This is a genomic window from Sulfolobus acidocaldarius SUSAZ (assembly GCA_000508305.1).
Taxonomy (GTDB): domain Archaea; phylum Thermoproteota; class Thermoprotei_A; order Sulfolobales; family Sulfolobaceae; genus Sulfolobus; species Sulfolobus acidocaldarius_A.
In genome coordinates, this window is sequence record CP006977.1 from 1 (window position 1) to 22,706 (window position 22,706).

At 34.5% G+C, this 22,706-nt stretch carries 30 protein-coding genes; 11 read left to right on the top strand and 19 right to left on the bottom strand.

The genetic code is table 11. The annotated features are described in order from the left end of the window. Positions 1-100 precede the first annotated feature (100 nt). The 3 genes from SUSAZ_00005 to SUSAZ_00015 are packed head-to-tail and all read left to right on the top strand — an operon-like array spanning position 101 to position 2,504. Complete coding sequence (locus SUSAZ_00005) at positions 101-1,261, top strand: cell division control protein Cdc6 (protein AHC50534.1); 1,161 nt, start codon at positions 101-103, stop codon at positions 1,259-1,261. Between the two features lie 32 nt (positions 1,262-1,293). After that, complete coding sequence (locus SUSAZ_00010) at positions 1,294-1,629, top strand: hypothetical protein (protein ID AHC50535.1); 336 nt, start codon at positions 1,294-1,296, stop codon at positions 1,627-1,629. Positions 1,630-1,664: 35 nt separating this feature from the next. Continuing rightward, positions 1,665-2,504: a hypothetical protein gene (locus SUSAZ_00015; protein ID AHC50536.1), complete on the top strand. Its 840-nt coding sequence runs from the start codon at positions 1,665-1,667 to the stop codon at positions 2,502-2,504. 48 nt (positions 2,505-2,552) lie between these two features. On the opposite strand, the gene SUSAZ_00020 is transcribed toward SUSAZ_00015, so the two are convergent. From SUSAZ_00020 to SUSAZ_00030, 3 genes are read right to left on the bottom strand one after another with little or no spacing between them, the layout of a single operon-like run. Continuing rightward, positions 2,553-3,056, bottom strand: a complete 504-nt coding sequence (locus tag SUSAZ_00020; GenBank protein AHC50537.1) for a hypothetical protein — start codon at positions 3,054-3,056, stop codon at positions 2,553-2,555. Continuing rightward, a complete protein-coding gene (locus SUSAZ_00025; protein ID AHC50538.1) occupies positions 3,049-3,768 on the bottom strand; it encodes a hypothetical protein in 720 nt (239 codons plus the stop codon). The genes SUSAZ_00020 and SUSAZ_00025 overlap by 8 nt, the downstream gene beginning before the upstream one ends. 32 nt (positions 3,769-3,800) lie before the next feature. Continuing rightward, positions 3,801-4,046: an ArsR family transcriptional regulator gene (locus SUSAZ_00030; GenBank protein ID AHC50539.1), complete on the bottom strand. Its 246-nt coding sequence runs from the start codon at positions 4,044-4,046 to the stop codon at positions 3,801-3,803. Positions 4,047-4,250: 204 nt separating this feature from the next. On the opposite strand from SUSAZ_00030, the gene SUSAZ_00035 reads away from it, so the two are divergent. Then, on the top strand, positions 4,251-4,460 hold the full coding sequence (locus tag SUSAZ_00035) for a hypothetical protein (GenBank protein AHC52381.1): 210 nt from the start codon (positions 4,251-4,253) through the stop codon (positions 4,458-4,460). Here the strand turns inward: SUSAZ_00035 and SUSAZ_00040 are convergent. The 4 genes from SUSAZ_00040 to SUSAZ_00055 all read right to left on the bottom strand — a co-directional run bounded on the left by SUSAZ_00040 (position 4,457) and on the right by SUSAZ_00055 (position 8,249). Continuing rightward, on the bottom strand, positions 4,457-5,272 hold the full coding sequence (locus SUSAZ_00040) for an amidohydrolase (protein ID AHC50540.1): 816 nt from the start codon (positions 5,270-5,272) through the stop codon (positions 4,457-4,459). The two genes, SUSAZ_00035 and SUSAZ_00040, sit on opposite strands and share 4 nt — an antisense overlap. Beyond that, positions 5,263-6,102, bottom strand: a complete 840-nt coding sequence (locus SUSAZ_00045) for an NAD synthetase (protein ID AHC50541.1) — start codon at positions 6,100-6,102, stop codon at positions 5,263-5,265. Before SUSAZ_00045 ends, SUSAZ_00040 begins: the two co-directional genes overlap by 10 nt. Before the next feature lie 15 nt (positions 6,103-6,117). Continuing rightward, on the bottom strand, positions 6,118-7,641 hold the full coding sequence (locus tag SUSAZ_00050; protein AHC50542.1) for a hypothetical protein: 1,524 nt from the start codon (positions 7,639-7,641) through the stop codon (positions 6,118-6,120). An 89-nt stretch (positions 7,642-7,730) separates the two neighbouring features. Then, complete coding sequence (locus SUSAZ_00055; GenBank protein ID AHC50543.1) at positions 7,731-8,249, bottom strand: nucleoside triphosphatase; 519 nt, start codon at positions 8,247-8,249, stop codon at positions 7,731-7,733. 121 nt (positions 8,250-8,370) lie between these two features. On the opposite strand from SUSAZ_00055, the gene SUSAZ_00060 reads away from it, so the two are divergent. Continuing rightward, complete coding sequence (locus SUSAZ_00060) at positions 8,371-9,039, top strand: chlorite dismutase (protein AHC50544.1); 669 nt, start codon at positions 8,371-8,373, stop codon at positions 9,037-9,039. Here the strand turns inward: SUSAZ_00060 and SUSAZ_00065 are convergent. After that, positions 8,993-9,520: an NUDIX hydrolase gene (locus SUSAZ_00065; protein ID AHC50545.1), complete on the bottom strand. Its 528-nt coding sequence runs from the start codon at positions 9,518-9,520 to the stop codon at positions 8,993-8,995. The two genes, SUSAZ_00060 and SUSAZ_00065, sit on opposite strands and share 47 nt — an antisense overlap. Positions 9,521-9,524: 4 nt before the next feature. Next, positions 9,525-10,124, bottom strand: coding sequence for a hypothetical protein (locus SUSAZ_00070; protein AHC50546.1), 600 nt, complete (start codon positions 10,122-10,124; stop codon positions 9,525-9,527). Between the two features lie 79 nt (positions 10,125-10,203). Between SUSAZ_00070 and SUSAZ_00075 the strand changes: the two genes are divergently transcribed. Then, the gene (locus tag SUSAZ_00075) at positions 10,204-11,037 is read left to right on the top strand and encodes an endonuclease IV (GenBank protein AHC50547.1); all 834 of its coding nucleotides are present in this window, start codon (positions 10,204-10,206) and stop codon (positions 11,035-11,037) included. Further along, positions 11,030-11,707, top strand: a complete 678-nt coding sequence (locus SUSAZ_00080; protein AHC50548.1) for a phosphoglycolate phosphatase — start codon at positions 11,030-11,032, stop codon at positions 11,705-11,707. Before SUSAZ_00075 ends, SUSAZ_00080 begins: the two co-directional genes overlap by 8 nt. On the opposite strand, the gene SUSAZ_00085 is transcribed toward SUSAZ_00080, so the two are convergent. The 4 genes from SUSAZ_00085 to SUSAZ_00100 all read right to left on the bottom strand — a co-directional run bounded on the left by SUSAZ_00085 (position 11,678) and on the right by SUSAZ_00100 (position 14,266). Continuing rightward, positions 11,678-12,100, bottom strand: coding sequence for a DNA methylase (locus SUSAZ_00085; protein AHC50549.1), 423 nt, complete (start codon positions 12,098-12,100; stop codon positions 11,678-11,680). The genes SUSAZ_00080 and SUSAZ_00085 overlap by 30 nt on opposite strands. 173 nt (positions 12,101-12,273) lie before the next feature. Continuing rightward, on the bottom strand, positions 12,274-12,936 hold the full coding sequence (locus tag SUSAZ_00090; protein AHC50550.1) for a 2-haloalkanoic acid dehalogenase: 663 nt from the start codon (positions 12,934-12,936) through the stop codon (positions 12,274-12,276). Further along, entirely contained in the window at positions 12,933-13,247 is a 315-nt protein-coding gene (locus tag SUSAZ_00095) for a transcriptional regulator (GenBank protein ID AHC50551.1), read from the bottom strand. Before SUSAZ_00095 ends, SUSAZ_00090 begins: the two co-directional genes overlap by 4 nt. Beyond that, positions 13,244-14,266 carry a hypothetical protein gene (locus SUSAZ_00100; GenBank protein ID AHC50552.1) on the bottom strand — a complete coding sequence of 341 codons (1,023 nt, stop codon included), beginning with the start codon at positions 14,264-14,266 and terminating at the stop codon, positions 13,244-13,246. The genes SUSAZ_00095 and SUSAZ_00100 overlap by 4 nt, the downstream gene beginning before the upstream one ends. A 40-nt stretch (positions 14,267-14,306) precedes the next feature. Here SUSAZ_00100 and SUSAZ_00105 point away from each other — a divergent pair, with 40 nt between their 5' ends. Both SUSAZ_00105 and SUSAZ_00110 read left to right on the top strand, forming a co-directional pair. Continuing rightward, positions 14,307-14,663 carry a hypothetical protein gene (locus SUSAZ_00105; GenBank protein ID AHC50553.1) on the top strand — a complete coding sequence of 119 codons (357 nt, stop codon included), beginning with the start codon at positions 14,307-14,309 and terminating at the stop codon, positions 14,661-14,663. Positions 14,664-14,689: 26 nt separating this feature from the next. Further along, a complete protein-coding gene (locus tag SUSAZ_00110; GenBank protein AHC50554.1) occupies positions 14,690-15,688 on the top strand; it encodes a quinolinate synthetase in 999 nt (332 codons plus the stop codon). Here SUSAZ_00110 and SUSAZ_00115 read toward each other — a convergent pair. From SUSAZ_00115 to SUSAZ_00135, 5 genes are read right to left on the bottom strand one after another with little or no spacing between them, the layout of a single operon-like run. Beyond that, the gene (locus SUSAZ_00115) at positions 15,609-16,733 is read right to left on the bottom strand and encodes a cysteine desulfurase (protein ID AHC50555.1); all 1,125 of its coding nucleotides are present in this window, start codon (positions 16,731-16,733) and stop codon (positions 15,609-15,611) included. The genes SUSAZ_00110 and SUSAZ_00115 overlap by 80 nt on opposite strands. Next, entirely contained in the window at positions 16,720-18,426 is a 1,707-nt protein-coding gene (locus tag SUSAZ_00120; GenBank protein ID AHC50556.1) for an AMP-dependent synthetase, read from the bottom strand. Before SUSAZ_00120 ends, SUSAZ_00115 begins: the two co-directional genes overlap by 14 nt. Positions 18,427-18,437: 11 nt before the next feature. Beyond that, the gene (locus SUSAZ_00125; protein ID AHC50557.1) at positions 18,438-18,914 is read right to left on the bottom strand and encodes a nucleotide binding protein PINc; all 477 of its coding nucleotides are present in this window, start codon (positions 18,912-18,914) and stop codon (positions 18,438-18,440) included. Then, positions 18,904-19,650 carry an inorganic polyphosphate/ATP-NAD kinase gene (locus SUSAZ_00130; protein ID AHC50558.1) on the bottom strand — a complete coding sequence of 249 codons (747 nt, stop codon included), beginning with the start codon at positions 19,648-19,650 and terminating at the stop codon, positions 18,904-18,906. The genes SUSAZ_00125 and SUSAZ_00130 overlap by 11 nt, the downstream gene beginning before the upstream one ends. 8 nt (positions 19,651-19,658) lie before the next feature. Further along, the gene (locus tag SUSAZ_00135; GenBank protein AHC52382.1) at positions 19,659-19,943 is read right to left on the bottom strand and encodes a hypothetical protein; all 285 of its coding nucleotides are present in this window, start codon (positions 19,941-19,943) and stop codon (positions 19,659-19,661) included. Positions 19,944-20,091: 148 nt separating this feature from the next. On the opposite strand from SUSAZ_00135, the gene SUSAZ_00140 reads away from it, so the two are divergent. Next, positions 20,092-21,093: a ferredoxin--NADP reductase gene (locus tag SUSAZ_00140; protein AHC50559.1), complete on the top strand. Its 1,002-nt coding sequence runs from the start codon at positions 20,092-20,094 to the stop codon at positions 21,091-21,093. Beyond that, positions 21,090-21,980, top strand: a complete 891-nt coding sequence (locus SUSAZ_00145) for a methyltransferase (protein AHC50560.1) — start codon at positions 21,090-21,092, stop codon at positions 21,978-21,980. Before SUSAZ_00140 ends, SUSAZ_00145 begins: the two co-directional genes overlap by 4 nt. Before the next feature lie 394 nt (positions 21,981-22,374). Here SUSAZ_00145 and SUSAZ_00150 read toward each other — a convergent pair whose 3' ends face one another. Beyond that, entirely contained in the window at positions 22,375-22,656 is a 282-nt protein-coding gene (locus tag SUSAZ_00150) for a hypothetical protein (protein ID AHC50561.1), read from the bottom strand. Positions 22,657-22,706 lie beyond the last annotated feature (50 nt).

The following is a 22,706-nucleotide window of genomic DNA, read 5'->3' on the forward strand; positions in this document are numbered from 1 at the left end:
GGGGAGTTAAATGGTTGTAATCCCTATTTCAAAATAGTTTGAGGTAACACCATTGGAAATTATTGTAAACTAAAATAACGTATGAAACACATGTATTCATGTGGCAATTAGGGAAACGCTGAAAGGTGGCAAAGGGGAGGTTATAAAGAATCCTAAGGTCTTCATAGATCCCCTTACCGTATTTAAGGATATTCCTTTTAGAGAGGATATTCTTAGAGAGGTTGCTATTGCTGTAAGATATTTCGTAAAAAATAACATGAAATTCTCGACCCTGTTTCTCGGTTTGACCGGAACCGGAAAAACTTTCGTTGCCATGTATATGTTTAATGAGATACAGGAGGTTAAGAAAGAAGACGGTGAATATGGTGTAGTGTCTCAGGCTTATGTTAACTGTAGGGAGGTAGGTGGGACACCTCAGGCTGTTTTATCAGCCATAACTCAACGTATAACAGGTGAGGAGGTTCCTAAGCATGGAATAAATCTTGGTGAGTACATAGAAAGAATTAAGGAAAATTTAGTAGATAAGAAAGCCTTAATATATCTTGACGAAGTAGACACTTTGATTAAAAGGAGAGGCGGAGATATAGTACTTTACCAACTACTAAGAGCAAATGCTGACATTTCAGTAATTATGGTAAGTAACGATATTAATATCCGTGATTACATGGAACCGCGAGTTCTTTCATCTCTAGGTCCAACAATTTTCTTTAAACCCTATGATGCAGAACAGTTAAAGCATATACTTTCCATCTACTCTGAATATGGATTAATTAAAGGGTCGTATACAGACGAAATTCTATCATATATTGCTGCTATATCAGCTAAAGAACACGGTGATGCGAGAAAAGCAGTTAATTTGCTATTTAGGGCCGCTCAATTAGCCTCAGGGGAAGGAATGATCAGAAAGGAGCATGTAGATAGGGCAATAATAGAATATGAGCAAGAAAGGCTAATAGAGGCAATAAAAGCCCTTCCATTTCACTATAAGCTAGCTCTAATTGCATCTATGCAAGCTTCTGATGTGATCACGGCACATAAGATTTACTCGGATCTGTGTAATGAGTACAAACAGAAACCCCTATCCTACAGAAGATTTTCTGATGTGATATCTGAGCTTGATATGTTCGGTATAATAAAGGTTAAAATAATAAATAAGGGAAGGGCAGGAGGAATAAAGAAAACAATAGAGGTCGCAGATAAGGAGAAGATAACTAAAGCATTAGAAGAGGCAATGCAGTTAGAGTATGAAGACACAGTGTAACACTGAAATTATACTGTAATAGGTCGGTTTACATGTTATGGGAAATTGTAAAAGTACTAGAAGAGAGGAGGAGTAAACTGGATACAGAGATCGCTGAATTGCAGAAGGTTTTGGATACGTTACCTAATGGTCATCTTGAGGAAAAGGTAGTGAAAGGTAAAAAGTATTATTATCTCAGGTATTGGGAGAACGGTAGGTTAAGAAGTAAGTATTTGGGGAAAGACGTGACTGAAATCAAGGAGAAGTTTAAGATTGCCACAGAGACTAAGGTAAAGTTAAATAGATTGATAGAAGAAAGAAATAGGATAGTTAGAATTCTTGATAAAATAAATAAAATTCTAGTAGAAAATGATCCCATAAATACATAATTTTATATATTTATAAAATTATAAACTAACTTGATATGTTAGAGAACCTTCTATTTAGCCTTATAATCTATCAAGTAACTAGTATATCAGAGGCTCTATCAAACCTAGCTACAGAAATTATTAATGCGATTCCTTCAATAATACTGTTTGTAATTATAGTAATTATTGGATATATTGTAGCCGATATAGTGGCAAGTATAATAGGTAGAGTACTTAGATCCCTAGTATCCAGTAGTACTGTTCATATAAGTGCTAATCTAGTCTCAGGAACTGTGAAGGCATTGATAATAATAATCTCATTGGCAATAGCATTTTCCATTCTTAACTTAGGACCTGCAAATACATATATTTCTGCAATAGCCACATATCTACCCTATCTAGCTGGAGCAATTCTATTACTTACCCTCGGTATAACACTAATTAACATTCTGCTAGACTATATATCTGCTCAGATTAAGGTAGACGATCCGTTTGTTGCATCGATATTTTCAGTTTTAAGATTGGGATTATATGCTGTTATAATAACAGTGGCTGCAACTTTAGCTATTTTCCAATGGATCCCATTCATAAGCGCTTATCTATTCTACGATATTCTAATAGGATTCGTGGTTCTCTTATTTAGTTTTGTGATTATTGATAAAGCTATGGATAACATTTCTAAAAGTGATCCAAATGCAACATATATAACCACATATGGTAGGTTTATTCTCTATGCAATATTCATTCTAGTTGCAGTAGCTATAATAATACAACCATTCGGCAATGTAACTTCAATAATTCAGATCCTAGCATGGGGATTAGCAATAGGATTTGGAATTTTATTAATCCCATTGGTATATGCTTTGGCTAAGAAATTGGCTTCAGAATTTAAGTGATGAGAACTCCCCAGTCAGAATCCATGAAGAGTCCTTTAAGTACTGATGTTACATAAGGAAAGTTATTTTTTCTTCTCCACCTACTTTTGTTCCTTTATTAACTTTCACATAAACTATATTTTTATTTATAGTAACCTGACCATGGATTTTGATGTCCAAGACCCTTCCAGGCATAACCCAAGTTACTTCGTATGGGTATTCAGCTTCCTCTTCGTTGTAATAGTTTACGTATTCATTACTTCCTCTTCTCAGTCTTCCCCTGAATGTTATTATAAACTCCACAAATGGTAGGTCAACTTTTATAAGTCCTAGTTTCGCCCATATAACTCTTGCTCTCGATTTCTCACCATTTATTAAAATAGTTTCTTGGTCTAAAAAATACTGTAGATTGCTCTTTATGTTTTTCAGCTCTAAATCTAAGTCACTTTTATCAAGTGAGGCATAATAATTTTCAGGATCCTCGTAGTAAAAAATAGTGTATTGTGTAACTTTTCCATTTCTGCTAAATATGAATACTCCAGAAGCGTAAATTGGTTTTACTTTTTCACTCATTCTTACTCCTTTTTCTTTTAGTTTTAGGATTGGACTCGAGTAAAGCAGTGACAACTTCCTTTAGTCCATCGCATTTGTTCATTTTTTCATTTACCATTGCTATAAAGCAAAACAAACTCTTTATCCTCTCAAAGTTCGTAAACTTGATGGAATTCTGGGGTCTCTCCGTGGATATGGAAACGAATCTAGTCTGACCACTTGTCAGAGCTTTTAAAGATAACTTATTAATGGTCAGAATTTCGCTGGATACCCATTTACCCTGTGTTTCCATTGGTAATTCTAGTTTTACCAACTTAACTTCCTGGCATTCATTATTTACTTCAACTTCATCTCTTCTTTCCAATAAATCCACTATCTCAGATTCTCTAGTTGATGCAGTTAGGAACTGGTCAAATAATTTCTTTACATCAGGGTTATTATATGCACAGTATGTGAGCTTTGTTAACTCTTCCATGCTGGACAAACTTCTGAGGGTAATGTTATTTGTTCCCCTAGCTGTGGAAAGAGATAGTAGTGTTGGACCCTTTGGAATCAGCAGAACTTCAAATCTGAAGTAGTTGCTCTCAGCTATCCTCACTATATAGGTCTTGTTATTTTCATCCGCATGTTTTCTAAATAGATTAAATTTTTGAGATAAATAATCTTTATTGCAGTTTTCTACGAAAAAATTAAAACCTCTAATGTCTCTTAAGTCTTCCGTAGAACATTTCATAAATATAGATTCTTATTAAGATATATAAAAAATTATACCTGATTGGAATAAAATTCAAGATTTTTAAGGCTGACTTCATATACATATTTTTTAGTTTTTCTAGCCTTTACAAATCCGAATTTTTCTAATAATTCTAGGTGATATCTGACTGTTGAATAATTCAAATCAAGCTCTTTAGACAGTTCGTAGGCAGTTTTTGGTTTCTCTGATAAACTCTCTAATATTTTCCTCCTAGTGTCCCAACCAGGGAGTGACATGAGTTCCTCCAACTTTACGATGCTCATATGCTACATGAGCCGTTCTTTATGTTTAAATCTAAGCCTTTTTGGAATAGTAAAAATTTACTGAAAACTAGATAAACGTTTTTTTCCTAAAATGGATGGTATTTTATTCTATTTAAAACGACCATTGCTACAAGAAATAACGTCAGTGTAATTACTGCATATGTATAATATTCATGAATACCAAGTAATAATAGAAGAATGAGCGAAAGAGGTATAGGCAGAAAATATTTATCATATATAGTATTTAGGGCTGATAATCCAATTGCTGGTATCAGAAAAATTGGTGATAATAAAGAGAGGATAAGGAACAGGAGAAGAAGTAAGAATAGTACAGTCTCCATTAAATTAGATCTTTTGAGCAACTGCATATTCCAATATATGATTAAGTTTCTAACTAAAAAAGATTAAAGTTCTCTCAATACGTCATGAAACGTTGAAATATGTTCTCTGAAACTACTGAAAAATCTATTTTTCCTATTCTCATCAATATTAATTTCAATTATAATTCTGTCTTCTTCAAATAATTTTGCCTTTGCTTTAATTTCGCCCAGAGGGGATACAGCCATAGACCCACCCCAAAAATACTCTTCCTCTTGGCTACCTACTGAATTTGAAAATAGGGTCCATATTCCGTTAATCAGTGAGTGGGCTTTCAATAAAGCCTCCCAATTATCCTGTATGAATAGTTTATGTGATGTCAATCTTCTTATGGGTGAAGCAGAGGGTATGAAAATGGCATCTGCACCTAACATGGTTAATGCTTCTATAGGCTCATAATGCCAAGCATCCTCACATACAATTACACCAAATCTTAATCCCTTATACTCAAATATGTTTAAGTCCCTTATAGGGTTTCCAGGTTGGAAATATCTTCTTTCTTCAAAAAGTCCGTATGTGGGTAAATAGAATTTGTACACGTAATTTATCTGAGAATTTACCACAACGCCTGCTGTATTTCTTAATATCCCTGGTCTCACTTCTTTTATAAAACCTACTATGGCGCAACCTCTAGCGTTTTCCGCAATTTTGTTTAGAGCATTTTCACTATCCTTATATACCTCATAAACCAAATCTTTGAGCACGTAACCTGTTAGAGATAGTTCCGGGAAAACTACACATTCTGCACTAGAAGTTTGTAGTATCTCTAAATGCTTGTTCAGATTATATTCTACATCTCCTAGTTTTGAAGATATTTGTGCTAACTCAACCTTTATGCCCATTGTCTTGGATACCTCCAATCCGAATTTATTGATCTCCCACTCAGCCTAAATATCTCAGGTGGCAGTCGCTTATGCTGAGAGATCTTCACCATTCGCACAATCCTTCTCACTAAGTCTAATGGAACATTTACTAACGCTGAAATTTCATTCTCACTCCTCATTTCCTCGAACCTGAGGTACAATATCGAGTCTATAGTCTCATAGTCTAATCCTATTTCGCCTTCAGCAGTTTGCCCTTCCCATAAGGCAGGAGAGGGAGGCTTCTTTACAATATCCTCTGGTACTCCCAAATAGCTACCAAGCATTCTCACTTGCGTTTTATATAAGTCACCTAGGGGAAGTATGTCTACTCCACCGTCTCCGTACTTGGTGAAATAACCCAGCATAAGTTCACTTTTGTCCCCCGTACCCACAACTAAGTAGTTGAATTTTTGGGCAAAAGCATATAATAAGGTCATTCTACTTCTTGCTTTTATGTTACCTGAAATAATTTTATCATCAGTCTTTACTGCTAACCTAAATTGGTCCACTATTGGATCTATGTTTATGATCGTGTACTTTGATTCAGTAGCATTTATGAGACGTAAAATCGTGAAGGCATGGTCTAAATCTTCTTTTGGTGTACTTGATGAAGGCATTAATAGTACATGAAAATTTTCAGTTGCTTTAGATAAAAGAACTGAAGCAACAGACGAGTCTATACCTCCACTTAATCCGATTATACCACCGTTCTTCCCACTATTATTGATGTAATCCTTAATTCTCTTGGCTAAGTATTCAGTAACTAAAGGGAAATTAAGTGTTAATTTTTCCCTTACATATTCCGGCATCATCAATTTATAATCTTACTGAGTGCTATTAACACTATATGTTGCAAAATAGTATTCTGAATATACTTGCACTGTAAATGGTGTGGAATTTATAGCCTCTAATGAATTGCTGGCATATGCAAATACCAGAGCACTAGAGTTTGGCGGGATAACGGTCTCAGTTGAATTCCATACCATATTTAAATTGTTAGGTATAGACACTCTAACTAATGTTATATTGACTGGTTCATTTTTAGTGTTTTGAACCTTGATTATTAAAGCAGTATATGGTGGGGTATTCTGCAAGGTGTATACTTCATCTATTTTTAGTGGATTTGAAGCCACATAAGACTCATGGGCGTAAACTGACAATGATGCTAAGAAAACAAATATAATAAGCAATGGTAATACGATTTTTTTCTTAAAGTCAAATTTTATTGCTGGAAGCTTGTACTGAGTTCTAAACAGGGAAGTGAAGATCAACGGTATCCACATAAAGAAATATTCCGTTAATGTCCTCCATAGAAACCATGAAATGATGAGTGGAAATAGCCAAATAGTTTCCTTCAAATAATCAAAGAGCTGGTAATATAAGTATGTTAAGAACATGGCTACTACGCCAAATACTATCGTGAAGAACCACGGCTCCATAGGATACAATCCAGAGTACGAGATAACTGTAAGACCTACCTGACCAACTGGTATCAGTTGGGTATTCAATGTTATTATGTTGCCTATGAATCTCACAGGATTCCAAGCTAGAAATGGAATATTTACGATGGATAATGTAATAAGGAATGATAGGAAGTAACTAGATCTAAGAAATTGCCTGCCCACGTTGTCGCTTTTGATCCTGTAAATCAGTAGAAAAGGGAAAGCAAGCCATGATAGCTGGGAAAATGATATGGCTAAGGCTAAGCCAATTCCTCCTAGATAATTCTTATTAACATAAGATAGAGCTAGAAAAGTTGATGCGATAACTATAGGCACGCCGTAGAAAGGTGGTATGGATACTGCAGTGATTATATATAAAAATATGACAGGAAAAAGTGCAAAGGGATCATCATCCTTTTCTTTACCAATTTTGTAGAGTAGCAAGCCTAATATAACTGCAAATATAACGTTTTCAGCATTTAAAACGTAACCAGGTAAGTTAAACGCCTTTATTAGAAGATAAAGTGGGATATAAACGATAAATGAGAATGGAGGGTAGATGAAGTTACTTGCTACACCTCCAGATAAGGTATAAGTTGGTTGGACTGTATATGGTGCATATATCATCTCGTAAGGATTTTTGCCCTGGAAAAAGTTGTTCAATGCCTCATACGTGTACTCCATATTATCAGTTCCGAAGGAGTTTATGAGTGAGAGACCTATAAATAGGAAAGTTAATGTGGCAATAATGACTACGAAATCATCTATTCTCTCCATTTTCCTTTGTGGGCTTAATATTTCAGGATATATGGCTATTATTATTATGCCTACCACAGAGAAGAAGGAGATAGAGACTATTGCAGACTGCACGGGATTTGAAAGAATACTCTCTCTTGAATTATACACAAACAAGACGTAAAGCATGATTGAAGAGAGAAGAAAATAGACTATTCGTCTACGTAATTCTGAATCCACAGAAATAATAAAGACCTTATCTATATATTATTTTTGTTAGAAGTTACTCTTCCTAGTATCTCTTCCAGGAGTATATTCCTGTTTTGTATCGTTACTTCATAGATCACACCATCATCAAACTTTATTGACCTATGAATAACAGCAATAACAGGGTAATTGGAGGTCAGTATTTTATTTATCAAATTTTTGAGGGAAAGAGAGGAAAGTTCCATGGGTCCTATTTCGTCAATCAAGATGATATCAGGGAAGCTAAATATTTCTTCTTCGAGCTGTCTTACGAAATTATCTTCTAAGACTACATAGTATTTTCCAATCCTGATTCCACTTCTAGCGTCTACCCTAGCAAGCCAAGCCTCTTTGCCTGATAGGATGCTTTTAATTTTGAATCCCACTCTAGTATTATTACCTCTCACCTCTGGGCAATAGAAGCCTGTAATTCTCCAATTCTTTTCTTTTAATATCCTGTAAATATTAGAGAGAAGTGTTGTCTTTCCTATGCCTGGTTTGCCTGTTATGTATATTCTAAAAGGCTTATCCATTAGAGTTCCCTATCTATTATATATGCTTGGGTTATCTGACATTAAGTTTTAAGATTTAGAGATTTTTGGTTATTTAGTTTGTAATGCATTTTTTATACTACAAATCTGAAGAATAAGAAATATGGCTAACGGAGTTTACATGTACGTAATTCAGGCTAAATTTAATAACGAATGGTGGGCAACTTCTCTTCAAACAAGAAGGAATATATTAAGTAGAATAGAAGAATTAGAGGCTCGTAGTAAGAATGAGCTTGTTGCGTTAAAGAGATTTATTTCTCTACGATACGATGGTCATCTTTTATATTGGGTATCAGACTTTGATACGTCTAAGCTAAATAACCTCAGATATTCACTGATTTCTTCAGGGGAAGGATTTTTAGAGGAGAAGCTTACATTATTTTCATATTTTAAACCATCACCTTATATTGGTGGTTCAGCTGATAAATTAGCCTCTTACCTTAGACTAGAACCTCTCAAGTATTTTATAGCTTACCCAATGAAAAAATCCCCTGAATGGTATTTACTACCTTTTGAAGAACGTAAAGAGATAATGGATGAACATATAGAGATAGCAAAAACCCATCCTGATAATCAAGGAATTAGGTCATATACTACTTATTCTTTTGGTATTGCTGACTATGAGTTCGTGGTAATTTATGAAGCTCCAGATCTCTCCAGGTGGATAAATGTAGTGGAGCGACTCAGGGAGGCAAAGGCAAGAAAGTGGGTTATTTCAGAGGAGCCTATCCTTGTAGGAGAGATCGGATCTCTTGATATTTTCTTGAAATGAATAAGAGGCTGAGAATAGTTTTTCCGTCCTCTATTTTTCCTTCATCTATCATTTTAATTGCTTCATCAATTGATAATTCAAAAGGCTCTATTACCTCATACTCCTCTAATTTTTGAGTACTTTTTGTAAGATTTGTAGCTATATATAGGTGCATTAACTCTGTCGCTATTCCAGGGGAGACATAGAATTTTAAAACCTTAAATAATTTAAGGGGAACATAACCTATTTCCTCCTCTAACTCTCTTCTTGCAGTTAGATCCTCATTTTCTCCTTCCTCTATTGTTCCAGCAGGCAATTCATATAGCCATTTTCCTAAGATGGGTCTGTATTGTTTGATCAAAATTATTCTGTTTGGTTCTAAAAAGGGAGCAATGACTACTGAGCCCCTATGTTTCACAAACGCTTTCTCCACTTGTTTTCCATTTGGTAAGTTAAAGTTCTCAATTAATACATCGAATTTCTTAGACGAATATATTCTCATAGGACTAAAAATTAATCCAATGATATTTTTGCTTTGCTTTCAAATATAATGTTTCCCAGTCAATTAAGAAGAAGACAACTCCTAGCACTATAAAAGCTACTGAAGATATTAATGTTAAAGTAAGTGTCCCTACATTTAAAACATCACTTATCTTAATTAGTCCAAATACTTCTAAAGGTATTTCTATAGCACTTTTGGTCAATTTGCCGAGTATTGACACTTTTAACATATTAAGTATAGATATTTTAGCCACTCCTCCACCTATAAATAAATAATCATCAAAGGGAAGAAGTGGAATTACAGACAGGATGAATAATAATATTTTAAAATATCTAGAGCGAGAAAACTTGCTTAGAATGTTAATATTTTTACTTCTTCGTAAAGGTTTTCTTAAAACAAATCCTAAGGCATAGGTGAGCGTTTTAGCTAAAGCTGCTCCTAAACCCGAAATAACAATTGCTATAACAAAATTTTCTATGTTTATGCCATTCCTGATGATGAAGTATGTTGCTATCAATGTATAAGGAGCACCAAGGAACGGAAGAGCATTTGAGGCTAAACTTATTATGAATATTATTATTGCCTCTAATAGATAATTATCGATATGCATCATTGATGCTCAACTTTACATTATTTAGTGTATATCCTAAATAATATTTATCTGCAAGTTATAATTTCACTACATGGTAAAGATATACTTAGGACCTGCAGGTGTTCCCCATAGCGCAAAGAAGAAATCTACTATAGACGGGGTGAAAACTGTTAAAGAGCTAGGTTTGAACGCAATGGAAGTTGAATTTGTTCAAGGAGTGAAAATGAGAAGGGAGACAGCAGAAGAAGTAGGTAGAGTAGCGAAGGAGTTGGGGGTAAGATTATCAGTGCACGCTCCTTATTTTATAAACTTATGTTCAGAGGAAGACGAGAAAGTACAGGCATCAAAGAAAAGGATACTTGATACTGCCGATAGGGCAGAGAGCATGGGTGCAGATGCTATAGCTATTCACATAGCGTTTTACGGTAAAATGAAACCAGAGGAATGCTATGGGAAAATTAAATCTGAATTAGGAGAGGTTGTAGATAGTGCTAAGTCTAATGGAATCAAAAACGTGAAATTTGGCGTAGAGACTATGGCTAAGGAGACAGCTTTTGGCTCATTGGATGAGGTCATTTCAATATCTAAGGAAATAAAAGGTGTTATTCCTTACATAGATTGGGCTCATACCTTTGGAAGATTAGGTGGTAAGATAGATTATGAAGAGATAATCAATAGACTAGTTAAAGAGTTGAACTTAATTCATATAAATTCCCATTTTGAGTCATTAATTTTTAAAAACGGTAAGTATATTGATGAACATATACCTATAGATAATAATACTCCTCCTTTTGAGCCTTTAGCTAGAGAATTAGTTAAGAGGAAGGACATTTCAATTTCTCTCATTTGTGAAAGTCCAGAGCTGGAAAGAGACGCACTTAAGATGAAAAAGGTATTGGAAGATCTGGGGTATAAGTTTGAATAAGGACATAATTTTTGTATCTGACTATGATAGAACTCTGTCCTCGGAAAAGAATAGTTTTCGTATAGACAAAGAAGTCGCTCGGATTGTAAATGATTTTTCTAAGACCTATCCATTTTTTGTTGTTACGGGGAGGGAGAAGAAGTTTATAGATATCTTAGCCCCTGAGCTTAAACCTACTGGTTGGATATTAGAAAATGGAGCTTTAATGTACGTTAATGGTGAGTTAATTTATAATATTCAACCTTCTTGGTTTGACACAAGAAAAAACATAATTAAAATCCTTGATAATTCCAATATTTCTTATAGTCTGGGAAATGTAATAGTATATGTAGACAAGGCTCATGAATATAAAAGTGTTCTAGATTCGATTAAGGACGCCACCGTTGAATGGAATAGAAATGACGCAATGATTCTTCCGAAAGGAGTTGATAAGGGGAGTGCTATAATCCAACTTCGAGAGAGACTTGGTTATAGAGGTAAGATAGTTGCAATTGGGGACAGTGAAAACGATATTTCAATGTTTAGAGTTGCAGACATTAGGGTTAGTGTTGCAAATGCCCTACCTATGATCAAGGAGATTAGTGAATTGATACTAGAAAAAGAGGATGGGGAGGGAGTAAAAGAATTCTTGTTGAAGATATTAAAAGGAGAAATTATTCTTATAAAATAAGTAAACATCTACCTGGAATTCATGAAAATTTTTTATATGCCATGGATAATAGGGTTTCATTCTGTATTTGGATGTCAGCATTTCATACTGAAAACCATATTCTTTAGATATCCTTTCAATTAATTGTTGTGTTTTTGGATTTGACTTATGAATTGAATAAACTGTTGTAGAAATACTCAGAGCTTTTCTCAGAAATATGAGGTCCATACCTTGTTTCACTACTCCAAATGGAGGGTTTTGTATTACAGTGTCTACTTTTTTTGATATCTCAAGCCACTCCACATCAGCTTCAATAAACTCAGGATTATCAAATTCCCTCAATAAGCTTCTCGCCTCCTTGATGGCTTCCCTATCAAGTTCAATGCATACGCAATTTCCTCTCAGTACGGTCACACCTAAGCAGAATTTTCCTGTTCCACAGCCTAGGTCTATTACTAATTTACCTTGAATATCTTTCCTTAGGTATGCTGTCCATAATATTGTGGACGCTAGATCGGAAGGGGTTATGTACTGCTCTAACTGATATTTAGGATTAGGGTGGTTTCTTACCTTTTCTAGAAATATTTCTAATTGTTTCTTACTATTAATTTCAGTACCTCTAATAAGCTTTTCACCTTATTAGCTTTTACGTCCTCATAAAAACCGAACCTGTCTAATAATACAGGATTAATTCCTGCTCGTAGTGCCCCAATGTAATCTACTTCATATACGTCACCAATATGAAATACTGGTCTTCCATGTTTTTCCATAGCCATTTTAAATATCCTAGGATGAGGTTTTAAAACGCCTAGATCACAAGAGGCATACATACCATCTATATATTTATCTATCTCTAGATCATGAATTATTCTGTAAACACTTTTAGTAGCATTTGTGATTAATACTAATTTATAACCCATCTCTTTTGCTTCTTTTATGAAATTAAAGGCATCTTCATATAACTCCCATACATTTGATAGTAGATTAAGTTTCATAAGCTCATTTACTAAACTTTCCGTAGGAAATATCTTAAGGTCATATAAAAGTTCATAGTAGTTTATTTCACTTAATCCGCCAATTGTAGGATCTGGAAAATGCTTTTTACCTAACTGTCTATTAATGGCTCTAAATACCTGCTTTTCAGAGATATTATATCCTTTATCTTTAAGAAATTCAAATATAGGTTGATGAAATTTTGGACTAAAACTGACAAGTGTTTCTCCCATATCTATGAATATTACTTTATTCATTTCAACCACTTAATTGAAAATTTTGGCGGTTCTATGTTTTCACTCTTACACTCGGGGCATTTACTTGGTTTTCTTGGTTTCTCTATGTCGAAGACATATCCGCAATTATTACATTTTGGTAAATATACCAAAAGTTTTACGTTCTTCCTTTTTAAGGATTTGGCTATATGGTAAAGGTTCTCATAAACTTCTTTCTCCTTTTTTATCCCTAATATTTTCATTATCTGTTTTGCTGTTAATGGTTCTTGTGAATACTTTAACAGTAGTACAATCTTCTCTCTCGTCGTAAGAAACTCAAACTCATTTATCATATTAATTTAGAATATATTTTTTCTATTTCCACTAATATATCTTGCGGTGTAAATCCTTTTGATAATGCAATAATTGATGACCCGCCTGCTCCTACACCTTCCTTAACAAACCCTTCTTCATATGCTCTTAATCCACTGTATTTTGATTTGCTGAAATCTAATAATGATGCCATAACTGGTACTCCGACTTGTCTTGATATAGAGACTATATCTGAGGAAGAGTCTTGAATTATCCATTTCGTTGTACCTATTGAAATGTTCTGAATTATCTTCTTGTCAATTTCCTTGATTATAGCTGCAGCTGCAGTCATTTGTGTACCTCCTGCTAATAACACTCTTTTCCTAAATCCAATTGTAATTCCAGCCACACTAATTAACATGGGATCAGAAACTTTACTTATTTTGCCTAGAAAGTCACTAGGTAATTCTTTTATGGCTTCATATACAACTTTTCTTTTTAAGTCTTTAGGGTTCACAGGAGACGCGGAACTGACTTTGTCAGCTGCGTCATATCCTAGACTTAGGAGGACAGCCATAGCTGTAGTTGTGCCTGCAGGTATTGATTCACCAATCACTAAGAAGTCATAGGAGTTTGCCAATTCTTCTCCCAATGTGATAGAATTCTCTAATATCCTCTGTGATATCTCTCTAGTTAGGGAGAATTTCCTAATATCCCCTCCTGGTTCTCCCCCTACATCTATAAAGGGTATTTTTGGTTTTACCCTAGAACCCGCATTAACCACCAACTTTGTAGCATTTACAAGTTTCAGTGATACCCTACTGATTATTGCTGGTGTTGGTATTCCAGTTGGCGTTACAGGAACAGAATTTATAGAGATACACTTTCCTTTAATCAAGAATTCTGCATCTGCTGCAGGAGTAAAGTGCGTCAATTCGGGTGTAGCCCCAGCAACAGTAATTCCTGGAATAAGACTAACATCAGTTGTTGCTATAACTAAAATAAACGCAAAATTACCATTAAGGCTTATTTTTCCGTTAATCTCCTGAATGAAATTCACATTAACTTCATTAGCGAGGTGATAATAAAAATCTTAAGGCATGGAAAAATTTTGGGAATATTATAAAGTTATTGAAAAAGGTACACTAATTAGTTTTGAAGAGTTCAAGAATAACAGAGAGATAAACCTCAGTATCAGAGAAGCTATAAAGTTCTTATATAAATTGATTGAGTCATCAGCAAGTAAAATAACTTCAAGTAAGGGGGAAAATTTGATTTGGGATTTAGCTAGAAAAAAGGTGATAAGACCATCTAATATAGAGGAGTTCCTAGATGTTGTAAACATTGCCACAAGAGTAGAAGAAGTAGATGATAGTATAATTTACCCTATGCTAGTTAGAATAATGGAGGATTTGGAAGAATTATACTTTTCAATAATTAATTTTAAAAACTCATAAGTAGTTGAACATATGTTCGATTGCCAATGCCTGCTAGCAATAATGATTTAATATCTCAAATAAAAAGATTAAAAAAAGAGAAGAATGCAATAATACTGGGACATAATTATATGGAGTACGGTGTTCAACTAGTTTCTGATTTTACAGGTGATTCTTTTGACCTGGCATTAAAGGCAATGAATACTAACGCGGATATAATAGTGTTCGCTGGTGTTTACTTTATGGTAGAGCAGGCTGCTGCATTAAATCCAGATAAGAAAGTGCTATCACCAGAGCCTAATGCCGGTTGTTCTTTATCAGATTCATTACCAGTAGACGTATTGAAGAAATATAAGGAAATGTATCCTGACGCTCCAGTAGTTCTTTATATAAATACTAGTATTAACGCAAAAGCATTAGCTGATTATGTGGTAACTTCTTCCACAGCCATTCAAGTGATCGAGAGAATTAATTCGGATAAAATCATTTTTGGTCCTGATATTAATCTTGCGAGATATGTTGAATCTCGTACAGGTAAGAAACTAATTAAGGTACCACCAGATGGAAGATGTATAGTACATGCGAATTATACTAGACAATTAGTAGAGTTAGCTAGAAAAAGATATCCGAATGCCATTCTTATGGCGCATCCAGAGAGCCCTCTAGAAGTACTGGACGCAGCAGATTTTGTGGGATCTACTAATCAGATGGTCAAGTTTGCGAAGGATAGTCCACAGAGGGAATTTATAGTCGCCACAGAATTAGGAATGGTAAACGCATTAAAGCTAAAAGTTCCAGAAAAGGAATTTTACCCTTTAGTTACAACAGAAGCTTGCGGATGTGCAAGATGTCCTTATATGGCTATGGTAAACCTAGAAAATATTAAGAAATCGTTAGAGTTGGAAGTTTATGAGGTAAAGGTTCCTAAAGATGTAGGAGAAAAAGCTAAGGAGGCTTTCCTAAGGACTATGAGGCTTGTTGGAGAATCTTCTTCATCTCTTCAATCAAGATCTCAACTTCCTTCTTTGTATTATAGAAATGAGTAGATATTCTTATTCCTTCTCCTCGAGCAGAAACAACTATATGCTTCTCTAATAGTTTCTGAACTACTTGCTTAGCGTTATTTACCCTTATTATCGATATACCTGCCTTTCTTTTCTTAGGTGTAATCACGTCTAGTCTGTTCTCTTCAGCAAGTTTTATCACATAATCAGATAAATTTTGAACTGAGGAATAGGTTTCTTCTTCATGCTTTCTGATTATTTCACAAGACTTGGCTAATCCCAGATTAGCTGCTATATCTATTGTCCCAATTTCGAATCTTCTTGGACCTGGTTCAATTTCAAATTTTTCTGGGTTAAACTCTAAATAATTCTTTGTACTCTTCCATCCATAGAACGGTGGGTCTGAAATTAATCCTTTTCTTACGTATATAAATCCAGAGCCCTGTGGACTCATTAACCACTTATACCCTCCAGCTACTGCGAAATCTACACTAAGTTCTTTGACATTAACCTTTATGGCTCCTGCACTCTGAATTATGTCTAAAAGGGTAAATCCTCCAACACTTTTAACCTCTTTAACTATTTTTTTAACATCTACCATAACGCCAGTGTTGAAACTTACATGACTAACAGCTACTAGTCTTGTTCTATTATCTATTGCGGAAAGCAGATCCTCTTCTATTGTATCTGGTTTTGTTTTTACTAGTTTAATTTTAACTCCTTTCTTTTCAAGTTTTAAAAATGGATAGACTACAGTTGGAAATTCTAAATTATCAGTTACTATATTTTCTCCTTCCTTTATGTCTAAACCAAATGAGACAAGATTAACCCCAAAGCTGGTGTTAGGTATTAACGATATTTCATCAGCTTCTGCATTTATTAAGGAACCAATGTTTTTTCTTATATGATATAATTCATCTGATTCTTCATCGTTATCTGCCAGGGAACCATAACGCATTACATCAATTAAATATCTGTTAGTTTCAAAGTAAACGGGTAGTGGGGTAGGAGATATAGCGGCATGGTTAAGGTATGTCATTCTTTTTGTTATAGGTACTAGTTCTCTGAAATCCTCAACGAATGTCATTCTTGATCTCCTCGATTACTTCTGGGTCTTCTAGCATACTAGAATCAATTTGTTTTCCTATTAATAAATCTCTCAGAGCACGTCTAACCACTTTACCACTCCTAGACTTTGGAAGTCTTTTCACGTAATATATTTTGTCTATAATGTATATGGGACCCAATGAATCCCTTACCTTGAGGGTAATCTCGTCTTGGTTGACGTTTCCTACAACAAAAACAATTAATTTTTCTCCTTTAACTTCATCAGGTATTCCGACCACTGCAACGTCTTTAACACCATCTATTTCCATGATCACATTTTCTACCTCTCCACTTGTTATTCTATGACCTGCTACTTTTATCATATCATCTGCTCTACCCACTATCTTCACATAATTTCCTTCAAGTATTGCAACATCTCCTGTGTCATGATATCCAAATTTCTTAAAATATGACAAAAATCTCTCTTCATCATTTAAAATTCCTGTGAATTGAGTAGGAAAAGGCGTTTTGCATACTAAGTAACCTGGATTTCCTTTTACGGATCTTCCATCTTCGTCTAAAGTATCTACTACGGCTCCAGGGAACGGAACACCAGCATAACCTGGTTTTGTCTCGACGCCGTCTAGGGTATATGGTGTTCCTATTATATATCCTAATTCCGTTTGTCCATAAACATCAGTTACTCTGTCAGCAAATCTCTTAGCATATTCCCATGTTTGTTCATCAAATATTTCACCAGCAGTAGCTATATACTCGACCCTCGGTATTCTTATTTCATATCTTCTTAACATCCTCAATAACGTGGGTGAAGTGAAGAAAACTTTTGGTCTAATTTCATCTATTATTTTAACTAATCTATCTATGGGATTATCTGGTGCTCCCTCCATAAATCCAAATGTAGAACCATGAAGTAATGTACCATACATAACCCTTGAAAAGGTTATCCAGCCAACATCTGCAGTAGTAAATACAGTATCTGTTGGTTTTAACCCAAATAGTATGTCAAAAACTGTGTAATCTCCAACCATCCATGAGCCATGGGGTAGGATTACTCCCTTAGGCTTTCCTGTAGTACCTGAAGTGTACATTACCTTAAGAGGTTCACTGGATTCAATCTCCTCTACTTTTACATCTTCAGACATGTTTAACAAATCATTTATTTCCTCATTATCGTCTTTTTGCCTAAACATGATATTGCCTTTATGGTGCAAAGGTATCTTATTTCCTCTTCTCACAGTGTATTTACTGGTGACTATAATGTCTGGACTGAAATCTTGCAATCTACTATTTACAGCTTCCTTCCCAAGTCCTGCAAATATCAGTGAATAAATTGCCCCTATTCTAGCAGATGCAAAAATCGTAGAGAGCGTTTGAATTGAGTTAGGGGAATATATGGTTATTCTTTTTCCTTTACGTAAACCTAATTTAAGGAGTATTGATGATATGGATTGTACAATTCTTTTTAATTCTTCAAATTTTACGTAAATAGCCTTGGAATCCTCAGGGAAAAATACTAGAGCTGTTCCTGTATGCCTATCCACTGTGTTATAAGAAATATTTGTTTTTCCATTTACGAACCAGTTATACCTATATTTGTCCTTTTGTTGTAGAACCTTTTCCCATGGTCTAAACCATGTTAGGTTATCTGAAAATCTCTTCCAATATACTTCTGGCTTCTCTAGGGCTAGTTGGTAGAGTGTAAAATAATCCATTTATTAGTTAGTCATTGACTAACCTTTATTACTTTATGACCACATATTTCACATATTTTTATATTTTTCATGTAAGTTTTTCCACATCCTTCACATTTATATATATAATTTTTTTTCTTGTTTATTTTTATATTTAGCTTCACAGAATAATATTTAATATTCATGTGTAAGAGTAGATTTTGTAATGATAAGTCATCTGTAACTACTAAACTTGGTATTAAATCTAAAGCTAAAGCTGCCACAGATATATCAGTTCTAGAAAGAGATATATCATTAATTTTATTCAGAGTTTTAGTCACAGTTATAAGAGATTTTCTTGTAGGTTCAAATATAATAACCTTATTTGACGATATAGCAAGTTCTAAGAGACTAGCTGATTTAAAATCCTTAACTTCTCTTATAACTTCTTGTGTTGTGTAAACTTTCTCATAAAGATTCTCTAACCCGGCTAAAAAGCCTGCTGTATCGAACACAATATTAACGGACATTTCCAAGATTCACCGAGTTGAAGAACCTAAGGATGTTAGCCTTCTTTTCTGAAATCTTGATAGTTATTGCATCGTCCTCATTAGTTTTAAGATATCCTACTGTTTCACCATCAACTACTATTCTGACACTTTGTGGTCTCCCTTTATCCTCCAATTTTATTGAAAGCTCTTCATTGTCAGGTAAAATTAGTGCTCTTATGTCAGGTGTTAGACAGTTTAAAAATGAAACATTAATAGCGTTCACTTTTCTATGCACAACAATCCTATTTGCTGCATAACCCCATGCCCAACTTCCCTGGGTGGTGGAAACTAGTATTCCGTCGCCTTCAAAAATAATTTTGTTGGATTCAAATAGGATACTTCCATATATAGTCTCAGGAAGATCAAATAATATTGCAATATCATTAAATGCGATGTCCTTTACATACTTCGATTTAGCCTCTAGCAACTTATATTCCTCTACTTTATAATCTCTGTTTTTGAGCTTCAATAACATCTCTTTTGATTGCCCTGGTTCGACATCAAATAGGGCAGATCTTCTTCCACTTTTTATACCAATTATGGGTTTTCCTAATTTTACATATCTCAATAATGTTCCATCTCCTCCAACAACTACTATGGCATCTTCCGTCTCGTCCTCTACAATTTTAAATCCCATATCAATAGCTATCTTTTTTATGTTGCTTGCTATCTCTTTGGCATCCTTAGTATCCTTTGACACTACTCTGAGTCTCATAATTTAACTTACCCTGAGTTAGATTTTAAAATAATTACATTAGTGCTGGATATTAGGCTTTCGTTAACTAGTTCTATTTCTCCATAATGATTAATTAATCTTATTTTATAGATACGCTGTTTTGTTCCCTTGTATTTTAGTGTTAACCAACCTGTAGTTAATATTGTTGTCTTTCCTGTTACTTGAATTTTTACGCTTTGTTTTGGTTTTAATTTTATCTCTAATTTTTGAGGGTTCTCTCCTGCGTACTCTATTGCAGCTTTGGTTATTTTCCTAGAATATACGAACCACATCTGTACAAGTATCATTAATCCAATAATATATATTGGCAGTAGCAATAGGATGAAGTTTTCAGTGAGCAAATGTATTTCCCAATCAAGTTTAAAATCAAAGAATTAAAGTTTAAATAGTATAAGCCACAATCAAAATCCGGGGACTACTTTGACGGAATATGACATGGTTATTATAGGTGGTGGTCCTATAGGACTTTACGCTACATTTTATGCAGGATTAAGGGATATGAGAGCTTTGGTAATTGATGCCCAAGACGAATTAGGTGGACAACTGGTTACCTTATATCCAGAAAAGGTAGTTTATGATGTAGGTGGTTATCCTGGAATTTTAGCTTATGATTTAGCGCAAAACCTGATTGAACAGGCAAAGATGTTCTCTCCAGATATTAGAATAAATGAATGGGCTGATATGATTGAAAGAACTCCAGATAATATGTGGATTATAAAAACCGATAAAGGAGGAGCCTTTAAGACCAAGACAATTCTTATTGCAGCTGGAATTGGAAAAATAATACCGTCAAGACTTAATGCCAAAGGAGAAATAGAGTACGAGAATAAAGGAGTATACTATACCGTGAGAAGAAAGAGGGATTTTGAGGGAAAAAGAATACTAATAGTAGGAGGAGGGGATTCTGCAGTAGATTGGGCTTTAACATTATCACCAGTTGCAAAATCAGTTACTCTTATACATAGGAGAGATCAGTTTAGAGCACATGAAAGAAGTGTAAAACAGATGTTCCAAGTAGCTACGGTTTATACTTGGCACGAGTTGAAGGAAGTAAAGGGGGATGGAAGTAAGGTTACCCAGGCTGTAATATTTGATAATAGGACAAAGGAGGAGAAAACGCTAGATGTTGATGCTGTAATAATAAGTATTGGACATAAGGGAGATCTAGGAAATATGGTCAAATGGGGTTTGAACATGAAAGGAAGGAGCATTACGGTAAATGGTAAAATGGAAACAAACTTAGCTGGTGTTTACGCTGCTGGTGATATCGTAGAGCAAGAGGGTACACCAAAACTTGCCTTGATAGCTACAGGATTTGCTCAAGCCGCTATAGCAGTGAGTGTAGCTAAGAAGTACATAGACCCTAATGCATCAGTGTTTGCAGGACATAGTTCAGAAATGGATAACAAGTTTAAGAAATGAAGTGCATTAAAGTACATAAAGACGAATTAAATAAAGTCATAGAGCAGGTACATGTAAATCCATTTTTTAAAGTATATTATAGTAAGGATTATGCGTATATACCTATTTATGAGGAAATTTCAGGCTATGATATTATCGAATGTAATCCGCCTCGTAAGACTCCAAAACTAAATGAGATTATAAACGGTGTTAGAAGTTATTACGTTATAGGAGACATAGCGTTAGTAACCCCCAAGATAAATATAGACAAGGAATTGTTGGCTAAAACAATAATGGAAACTAACCCTAGGATTAAATCTGTTTTCATAAGAAAAAAAGTTAAAGGAGAATTAAGAGTAAATCAGATAGAATTTGCAGGGGGAGAAAATAAAACTCAAACTATATATAAAGAAAACGGTCTGAGATTCTTAGTTGATATAAATAAGGTTTATGTAAACCCATCAATGTCAAACGAAAGGCAGAAGATCGTTAATGAGATAGAATGTGGTAAAATAGTTGACCTATTTACAGGTTATGGCGCTATTGCGATCCATTTAGCAAGAAAGTGTGGGTATATAGTTGCTGGAGATCTAAACTTAGAAGGTCTATTACTTTTGAAAGAATCTATTAACTATAATAAATTAAAAGGAGAAATAGACGTTGTTAATTATGATGCTAGGTATCTACCATTTAGAGATAAAACATTCGATTTAGGAATTGCTGATAATCCGACTATAATTAGTCAATTTAAAGAGGAAATATGTAGGGTATGCAAAGAGGCAATTTTTTACATACTAGCTCATAGCACGGAGGAAGCTTGTAATCTCATAGGATTAACTAATTGGGTTAAGGTTAACGATTACTCTAAAGATCTCTTCATCTTTAAGGGGAGAATCAGATGTCAATAATATAGCTACCATATTGCTCTGATTTGTTCTAAGTTTCCTGACAATTTCCCTATTAATGTCATTAGCAGATTTATCAGAATTAATCATTACCGTAGCTTCGCATATGTAATTGGACTTTCTGAAAATCATTCTATTTGGGTCAGTCAATTTTAATTTAGACGATCCCCTTCCACGTATAATATCTGTAAGTCCTTCAACATGAATTACTAGATATACATAAGTTTCATCCCTTTTAAGTAGGTTTTTAGTTTCCTCTGAAATATCCTTTGCACCTTTATCTGAAAGTATCCCAATGATGCAGTCTCCTCTAGGAGTTAAATAATCATCTTTTGTAATCTCAAGTGTAGTTCTGTGTTTCGCTCTAACATTAAAATGTCCTTTTGCCTTAATTACATCAAACTTGATCATCTTTATCTTCCTTAACTAGAATAAATGTGTAGCCCCTAACTTCTACTAATTTTGCATTTACCTTATCTGCAACTTCTTTAGCGAACGACTTTCTATCTTCAACATCAGCTCCTATTCTTATTTTCACAACCTTATGTTCTTTCAATCGTCTCTTTATTTCGTTTACCATTCCTTCATTGAGTCCTTTCTTGCCTATTCTTATGTCCGGGTGGGATGCCTTTACCCTCTTTACTATCTCTTTTAAGCTCATATCTTCTGACCCATCCACATAATAAACATGTTCTTATAACAACTTTATTTTTTATTCTCCTTCTCTCC

Excerpts from the sequence above, each read along its gene's own strand:
- SUSAZ_00115 (AHC50555.1), bottom strand. The coding sequence starts at position 16,733 with ATGACATTCGTTGAGGATTTCAGAGAACTAGTACCTATAACAAAAAGA.
- SUSAZ_00130 (AHC50558.1), bottom strand. The coding sequence starts at position 19,650 with ATGAGACTCAGAGTAGTGTCAAAGGATACTAAGGATGCCAAAGAGATA.
- SUSAZ_00040 (AHC50540.1), bottom strand. The coding sequence starts at position 5,272 with ATGGGCATAAAGGTTGAGTTAGCACAAATATCTTCAAAACTAGGAGAT.
- SUSAZ_00090 (AHC50550.1), bottom strand. The coding sequence starts at position 12,936 with ATGAATAAAGTAATATTCATAGATATGGGAGAAACACTTGTCAGTTTT.
- SUSAZ_00075 (AHC50547.1), top strand. The coding sequence starts at position 10,204 with ATGGTAAAGATATACTTAGGACCTGCAGGTGTTCCCCATAGCGCAAAG.
- SUSAZ_00120 (AHC50556.1), bottom strand. The coding sequence starts at position 18,426 with ATGGATTATTTTACACTCTACCAACTAGCCCTAGAGAAGCCAGAAGTA.
- SUSAZ_00065 (AHC50545.1), bottom strand. The coding sequence starts at position 9,520 with ATGAGAATATATTCGTCTAAGAAATTCGATGTATTAATTGAGAACTTT.
- SUSAZ_00045 (AHC50541.1), bottom strand. The coding sequence starts at position 6,102 with ATGCCGGAATATGTAAGGGAAAAATTAACACTTAATTTCCCTTTAGTT.
- SUSAZ_00095 (AHC50551.1), bottom strand. The coding sequence starts at position 13,247 with ATGATAAATGAGTTTGAGTTTCTTACGACGAGAGAGAAGATTGTACTA.
- SUSAZ_00060 (AHC50544.1), top strand. The coding sequence starts at position 8,371 with ATGGCTAACGGAGTTTACATGTACGTAATTCAGGCTAAATTTAATAAC.
- SUSAZ_00135 (AHC52382.1), bottom strand. The coding sequence starts at position 19,943 with ATGTGGTTCGTATATTCTAGGAAAATAACCAAAGCTGCAATAGAGTAC.
- SUSAZ_00145 (AHC50560.1), top strand. The coding sequence starts at position 21,090 with ATGAAGTGCATTAAAGTACATAAAGACGAATTAAATAAAGTCATAGAG.
- SUSAZ_00055 (AHC50543.1), bottom strand. The coding sequence starts at position 8,249 with ATGGATAAGCCTTTTAGAATATACATAACAGGCAAACCAGGCATAGGA.
- SUSAZ_00110 (AHC50554.1), top strand. The coding sequence starts at position 14,690 with ATGCCTGCTAGCAATAATGATTTAATATCTCAAATAAAAAGATTAAAA.
- SUSAZ_00015 (AHC50536.1), top strand. The coding sequence starts at position 1,665 with ATGTTAGAGAACCTTCTATTTAGCCTTATAATCTATCAAGTAACTAGT.
- SUSAZ_00035 (AHC52381.1), top strand. The coding sequence starts at position 4,251 with ATGAGCGAAAGAGGTATAGGCAGAAAATATTTATCATATATAGTATTT.
- SUSAZ_00010 (AHC50535.1), top strand. The coding sequence starts at position 1,294 with ATGTTATGGGAAATTGTAAAAGTACTAGAAGAGAGGAGGAGTAAACTG.
- SUSAZ_00025 (AHC50538.1), bottom strand. The coding sequence starts at position 3,768 with ATGAAATGTTCTACGGAAGACTTAAGAGACATTAGAGGTTTTAATTTT.
- SUSAZ_00105 (AHC50553.1), top strand. The coding sequence starts at position 14,307 with ATGGAAAAATTTTGGGAATATTATAAAGTTATTGAAAAAGGTACACTA.
- SUSAZ_00020 (AHC50537.1), bottom strand. The coding sequence starts at position 3,056 with ATGAGTGAAAAAGTAAAACCAATTTACGCTTCTGGAGTATTCATATTT.
- SUSAZ_00125 (AHC50557.1), bottom strand. The coding sequence starts at position 18,914 with ATGTCCGTTAATATTGTGTTCGATACAGCAGGCTTTTTAGCCGGGTTA.